This is a genomic window from Oleiphilus sp. HI0086, from assembly GCF_001635225.1.
Map to the genome: position 1 here is coordinate 1 of NZ_LWFZ01000907.1, position 6,691 is coordinate 6,691.

The window sequence follows — 6,691 nt, forward strand, 5'->3', positions numbered from 1 at the left end:
CAGAATTTTCTGGTCGTAGTGATGCGGCTTACGCTTCCGTGCTGCTCTATGATGATTACTTAAAGAGCATCAAAGCCTTGCCAAAAGATAAGCTGCCAACAGAGCAAGAGGCAAGGCAAGCTCTTCTGGAAAGCTTAAGTATTAAGCGGGAGCAGGCTCAAATGCGTTTTGTTGATATTCACAAGCAAGACAATAGAGCGGTTCCGGTTTTGTACCTCGTGAGCTCTGAGTATTTTGACAGGAAAGATTATCAGGGGGCATTACCTTTGGCTCAGCGCCTGATTGACTGGCCGACTTCGTTTGAAGGTGCGCCCAAGCTTGATAAACAAACCTTATTAGAAAGTAGTTTGATTAAAGCGCACAGTTTGTATGCTTTAAATGACTTTGTTCTGTCAGAAGGTGCGTATCAAGAGGTATTGACCCAAATGCCTGCAAAGGACAAGCGCCGGGCTGCAACAATTGAAAGCCTGGCTGCGAGTGTCTTTAAGCAGGCAGAGGCGAAGTTGGCAGATGGGCAGACTTTGCTAGCCGTTGACGAGTTTCTTCGCGTGGGGCTTGTTGCTCCGACTTCCACCCTCAGAGCCAGCGCAGAATATGATGCCGCAGGTTATTTGATTGAATTAAAAGAATGGCATCGTGCTATCGACGTTATTTCAGACTTCAGAAAGCGTTACCCAAAGCATAATTTACTCGATACGCTGCCTGCTAAAATGGCTTTGGCTTATCGTGAAACCGAACAGTGGGAAGCAGCGGCCGGAGAATTGCGTATTATGCGTAAGCTGGCAAAAACCGAGCAGGAAAAGCAGGATATTCAGTTTATCGTAGCGGAGCTATACGATAAGGCTGACAACAAGAAAGAGGCGATACTCAGTTACCGGCTTTATGCGAATACCTATGCCGAGCCAGCTGATGTCTATATGGAGGTGACTCATCGTTTGGCGCAACTTTATAAAGAAACGGATAAACCCCTGAAGCGACGCTTTTGGTTAGCTAAACAAATGAAGAAGGTCGATAGCTTGGGTGATGCTGCAGATGACCGTATGCGCTTCTTGGCGGCAGGTGCTGCGAGTGTTTTGGCTAATGATGCCTTTATTCAGTACAAACGAATCAAGTTAAAACTACCTCTAAACGAAACCATGATTAAAAAAACCAAAGCTTTGGAAAAAGCTATGAAAGCCTATCAAAAGACGGCGAGTTATGGTGTCTCTCAGTTCTCAACCGAAGCTGGATATCGCATGGCTGATATTTATGCTCAGCTTAGTCGCGACTTAATGGATTCTGATCGCCCTACAGGCCTGAACGAGCTGGAGCTAGAGCAGTACGAAATTCTTCTTGAAGAACAAGCTTATCCCTTTGAAGACAGTGCTATTGAAATTCATGAACAGAACTCCAGTAGGTCTTGGATTGGTATCTACGATGACTGGGTTCAGAATAGTTTTGATGCCTTAAAAGAATTGCTACCAGGGCGTTACGATAAGCCTGAATTAAAGAGCGAGATCATCTATGACTTGTATTAAGGGTCTATTCATCTGTTTGAGGCAATCAATGTCATGTTTTTTGATGGTTTGTCTGTGCCTTATCTTGAGTGCCTGTGCAACAAAAGGAAAAATAGATAAGGAATCAATCGCCGCTGAAGATTCGCGACAAGCATTAGTTTCACAATATCAAGACGCTGTTGAAACGATGAAGTCACTAGAGAGTTCATCGGACCAAGCGATGGCTGCCGGGGTATTCAAAGGTAACGATGAGCTTGAAGATAGCTTTCATACTCTGGCAGAAATACATCAGCAAAACCCCTGGTACCCTGGGCCTCTCTTGAACCTTGGCATTAGTAGCTGGTGGTTGGGAAATGTAGAAGAGGCTGAGTCATACTTATCGAAAGTGCTCGCTCTGAAGGACTCGCTTGGGCAGGAGAACAAACAAAAGGCTGATAACAAGGCGTCGATAGATCTGCCTACAGACAAGCGGGCTGAGATTTTGGATAACTTGGCAAAGTTTACTGGCCCGGCACTCAACTATCTCGGTCAAATTATGCGGGAGAAAGGCGATTTCGATCAGGCGGAGAGCTATTATCGCCAGGCTTTGGATCAGAACCCTGAAGATATAACAGCCATTAGAAACTTGGGTATCTTGTTGGATTTATATCGTGGGCAGTTTGCGGACGCTTTGCCTTTATACGAGCAATATCAGTCTTTACTTGATGAGCCAGACCCTCAGGTAAAAGACTGGATCTTTGATATCAAAAATAGACAATAAGGAGTTGTAGGATATGAAATTAACTCAATGTTTAATGCTACTGACTTGTCTTATTTTAACGCAAGTTGTGGCGGCAGAAGGAACTGTGATCGCAATCGAAGGGGCGACTATTCGAGGGAACCAAGAGCTTCCTACCGTTTTGTATTTGGTTCCTTGGCAGCCAGCAAAGGTTTACTCTCTTGATGAACCTGAGCAGACCTTGGCATCGTCACGTCCTATTCAGCCGCTTGACCGGGCCAGCTTTCTGAGAATGCAAAGTTACCATGAAGCCTTCAGCAAACAGAATGTAAAAGCGACTACTGTGCCCGCAATACCAAAGTAGGATTCATCACTTAGACAGGTTCTTGTAAGCTAAAAGAAGGTATATTGGCCTATATGGCGTCAAACTATGACAGGAGTCACACAAAGTATGTGCATGGAAGAACATGAACACAATTCGCAACAAATCCTTTCGTGATCTAACCGTCTTTTCTCTCTTTTCAATCTACAATTTTCACAATTGTTTGCAATCGTCAGCGAAGTGCACTTGATGATTGTATAAATTTTAAATGGCCTACAAGGCATAAAGCAAAGAAAACCCCCAGGAGTAAATTGTTATGATCGAGACAATAATTCGATTTTTTCAGGAAGGCGGATTCTTCATGTATCCGATTTCAATCATTTTGGTAGTTGGTTTGGTGATTGCAATTGAACGCTATGTTTACCTGAGTGTCGCTAAGCGTAATAACCGCCAGGACTTTAATAAGCTTCACCGTATGATTAGCGGGAAGGACTTTAAGTCGGCTGTAAAGTTTGCTTCTTCGTCTAAGACCGCCATGTCGAATATGATCGGTGCGGGTCTGGTTCGATTAGGCCGCAGACAGCCACGTGAAGAAATTGAATATGCGATGGAAGAAGGCTTGCTGGAAACGATGCCGCGTTTAGAAAAACGTACGCAATATCTAGCGACTTTAGCTAACGTTTCAACCTTGCTCGGCTTGTTGGGCACGATCATTGGTTTGATCGCTGCATTTACAGCGGTTGCCTCGGCCGATCCTGCACAAAAAGCTAGCTTGCTATCACAAAGTATTTCAGTAGCGATGAACACGACTGCATTCGGTTTGATTGCGGCGATTCCTTTATTACTCGTTCACTCAGTACTTCAAACAAAGACTAACGAGATTGTCGATAGTTTTGAAATGGCGGGCATTAAAGTGATGAACTTATTAAGTGACCGATCAGCTTCGGTTCCAGCACCTGCTAAGGCTACACAGTCGCCAAGTGCTGACTCAGGGCTTAATGCGGCAGCCGCTGTTTAGTTGGTCTTTGTAAACCAACTTTATTGATCAATCCTTAGCGAAATAGGCAGACTCGACTATGAAACGCAAACATCGACGCTTACGAAGTGAAGCAGATCTGGATATCACGGCATTTATGAATTTAATGATCGTGCTTGTACCAATCTTGCTGATCAATATGATCTTTGCTCATACGAGTGTACTTGAGTTGAACTTTCCAACTCAAGACCAAAGCTCAGCTCAGGATGATGAGTCATTGCAGTTACAGGTAATGATTCTGGAAGATAAGTTGGTGGTTGCCGACAATAAAGGCGGTGTGATTAAGCAAATAGATAGTTTAAAGCGGAATTCAGTTGCAAATAATAGCTCTGACAACGCGGCCGTAAGTACTGGGGCTTACGACTTTGCGATGTTAGGGCAAGTGATGCAGGAGCTGAAATCGCGTATTCCGGAAAAGAAAGATATTACTGTCATGGCACGAAAAGACACTTCCTATCAGACCTTGGTGTCTGTGATGGATAAGGTGCGATCTTACCGTACCGTTGTTGCGGGAAGTGTAGTGAATGCCGAGTTATTCCCGGAAGTGTCGATAGCCGATGCGCCGGAAGTTGTTGATGCAAACGAAAGTGTTGCGGATGCCAAGACCGAATTAACTGATGGGAAGGTTAGATCATGAAAACATCAGCAAAAGCCAAGCGTATCCAGCGTCACCAACGCCGTAGTAAGAATCAGGGTAAGTTAAACCTGGTATCCTTGATGGACATCTTTACGATTCTTGTGTTTTTCTTGATGGTAAATTCCTCAAGTGATGTACAAGTATTGAACCAGAACAATATGGTCAAGCTTCCGGTTTCTAATGCTGATCAAATGCCAAAAGATGCGCTGGCATTAGCCGTGACTCACGACGATATTCTTGTCGGTGGCCGAGCGATCGTTAAAGTCGCCGAGCTTCGTGAATTTCAAGGAGAGGTAGAACCTCTGCTTAAGGCTGAGTTAGACTATCAGGCTTCAAAGTCTAACAGCGCAGTCGCGCCAGAAGGGCGTCCAATCACTATCGTTGCCGATCGAGAGTTGCCATATGAGCTGTTAAAGAAAATTATGACAACCTGTGTGGATTCTGGTTATGCCAGCATTTCACTTGCGGTTAATAAGCATGTTGAGCAGGAGGCTTAATCATGGCGTTTAATCAATTAGGGCCAGCCTGGAATGCCGAAGCAGGTGAGAGTGAACGCTTAGGGAAGATTACCGCAGCGGTTATTCCTGTATTTTTGGCAATCGCTGTTTATGTCTCGTGGGTGGATTTACCTGAGCAAGATAGGGAAGAGCTGGAAGCCCTGCCTCCTCAACTAGCAAAGGTCATACTTAAGAAAAAAGAAAAGCCTAAACCTGTCCTTAAAAAAGAGATTAAGAAAGAGATTAAGAAGGTTGAGCCTGAGAAGAAAGTTGCTGAGAAGCCAAAACCGAAACCAAAACCTAAGGCTCAAATAGCGAAAAAGCCCAAGCCAAAAATTAAGCCGAAAGCAAAAGATATTCAGTTGGCACGAGAGAAAGCCAAAACATCTGGTTTGCTAGCGATGAGTAATCAGTTGTCTGCACTAAGTAGCTTAGCTGATAGCGTTAAACTCGATACGCCCAAAACGATTTCGGCAAAACCTATTGCTCGTAAAGTTGAAGATAAGCTCGCCTCAAGAGCGAAAACTTCACGCAGTGCAGGCATTGATGAAACCAAGTTGACGCAAGAAACACAGAGAATGGAATTGGCCTCAAGAGAGATGACGGAAGTAGAAAAAGCTGAAGAAATTCAAACCGCGCTTGAACTGGCAGAACTGGATGCGAAGCGCATGGTTGCTCAGCGTACTCGTGAAGATATTCGTCGCACCATGGACGCCAATAAATCTGCGATTAACAGTATTTATAATCGCGCACTGCGTAAGAAGCCTTCACTGCAAGGAGCCTTTACTGCACAGCTAGTCGTTGAGCCAAGTGGTCAGGTCTCTAGCTGTTCGGCAGTAGAGTCAACACTGAATGAGCCAAGACTGGAAAGCAAAATTTGTAAGCGTCTGCGCTTAGTCAACTTCGGACAGAAGTCAGGTGTCGATCAGGCAACGATTAGCTATCCAATAGAGTTATTCCCAGGCTAGCCCAAATTTATTTGCTATCCATAGGCAGAGGGTTCCGCCCATTCGCTAATGATCGAACTCGTGCTAACCCGCCAGCGAGGCACGGAGGCCTCTGCCTACAAGTATGGTCGCTATCCCAGAAATACGATACTAACCCCCGCTCGTAAGCAGAGGGTTCCGCCCCTCGCTAATGATCATAGCCCGCAATCGAAGCATTGATGCCTCTACCACGAGCTTAGGGTGAATGCCTAAGCAGCGACTTCAGTCGCCGCTTTGGCTGGCTTTTTTGATGCGAGCCCAGAAAAACGCCCCTCAAAATACAGTTTAAGCTTCGAAATTTCCTCTTCATTCAAAAACAAACCGAGTTTGCTGCGGCGCCAGAGAATATCTTCAGCTGAGCGTGCCCATTCGTGTTCAATCAGGTAGTCGACTTCTGCAGAGAATAAGTCGGCACCAAAGTATTCTCCCATATCGCTCATGCCTTGTTTGTTCGCTAGAAAGCTAAAGCAAAGGGTGCCATATGATTTGAGGTAGCGTTGTACGAGAGTATGAGTTAGCCATGGCGCTTTCTTGTTAATAGCTTGTTCTATCTGCTCTCTTGTTTGACCAACGAACTGAACTCCGGGCATCGGTTCATCTGCAGTCCAAGGTTTACCAAGCTCCTTAATAAATGGCGACAGCTTGTTTAGAACCGCTTCTGAAAGCTTTCTGTAAGTGGTGATTTTGCCGCCATAGATTGAAAGCAGGGCGTTGCTTTCACTTTCCTGATGGAGTTCTAGCGTGTAATCACGGGTGATTGCTGAGGGGTCGTTTGATTCATCATCACACAGTGGACGGACGCCAGAATAGGTAGACTGGATATCTTCACGAGAAATCGAACGTTTGAAATGTTGATTGTATACCTTAATCAGGTAATCAACTTCCCACTCTTCAATTGCTACGTCTTCTGGCTTTCCTTGGTATTCTTTATCGGTGGTTCCGATTATTGAAAAGTGATCAAGATAGGGAAGTACAAATACCACACGCTTGTCTTCGTTC

The 6,691-nt window shown here is 44.9% G+C and carries 8 protein-coding genes; 7 read left to right on the plus strand and 1 reads right to left on the minus strand.

All coding sequences use genetic code 11. From position 1 onward, the window contains the following. The 7 genes from A3756_RS27790 to A3756_RS16420 all read left to right on the plus strand — a co-directional run. The coding region (locus tag A3756_RS27790; RefSeq protein WP_368664591.1) for a tetratricopeptide repeat protein at nt 1-1,517 on the plus strand (1,517 nt) is incomplete at its 5' end. 28 nt (nt 1,518-1,545) lie between these two features. Further along, complete coding sequence (locus tag A3756_RS16395; RefSeq protein WP_068553962.1) at nt 1,546-2,256, plus strand: tetratricopeptide repeat protein; 711 nt, start codon at nt 1,546-1,548, stop codon at nt 2,254-2,256. Between the two features lie 13 nt (nt 2,257-2,269). Next, complete coding sequence (locus A3756_RS16400; RefSeq protein WP_068553964.1) at nt 2,270-2,578, plus strand: hypothetical protein; 309 nt, start codon at nt 2,270-2,272, stop codon at nt 2,576-2,578. Nucleotides 2,579-2,852: 274 nt separating this feature from the next. Continuing rightward, nucleotides 2,853-3,554, plus strand: coding sequence for a MotA/TolQ/ExbB proton channel family protein (locus A3756_RS16405; protein ID WP_068511508.1), 702 nt, complete (start codon nt 2,853-2,855; stop codon nt 3,552-3,554). 58 nt (nt 3,555-3,612) lie between these two features. Continuing rightward, the gene (locus tag A3756_RS16410) at nt 3,613-4,209 is read left to right on the plus strand and encodes a biopolymer transporter ExbD (RefSeq protein ID WP_068553966.1); all 597 of its coding nucleotides are present in this window, start codon (nt 3,613-3,615) and stop codon (nt 4,207-4,209) included. Continuing rightward, entirely contained in the window at nt 4,206-4,706 is a 501-nt protein-coding gene (locus tag A3756_RS16415; protein WP_068511512.1) for a biopolymer transporter ExbD, read from the plus strand. The genes A3756_RS16410 and A3756_RS16415 overlap by 4 nt, the downstream gene beginning before the upstream one ends. Nucleotides 4,707-4,708: 2 nt before the next feature. Then, the gene (locus A3756_RS16420) at nt 4,709-5,674 is read left to right on the plus strand and encodes an AgmX/PglI C-terminal domain-containing protein (RefSeq protein ID WP_068553968.1); all 966 of its coding nucleotides are present in this window, start codon (nt 4,709-4,711) and stop codon (nt 5,672-5,674) included. A 227-nt stretch (nt 5,675-5,901) separates the two neighbouring features. On the opposite strand, the gene A3756_RS16425 is transcribed toward A3756_RS16420, so the two are convergent. Further along, on the minus strand, nt 5,902-6,691 hold a 790-nt coding region (locus tag A3756_RS16425), incomplete at its 5' end, for an FAD-dependent oxidoreductase (RefSeq protein WP_197481344.1).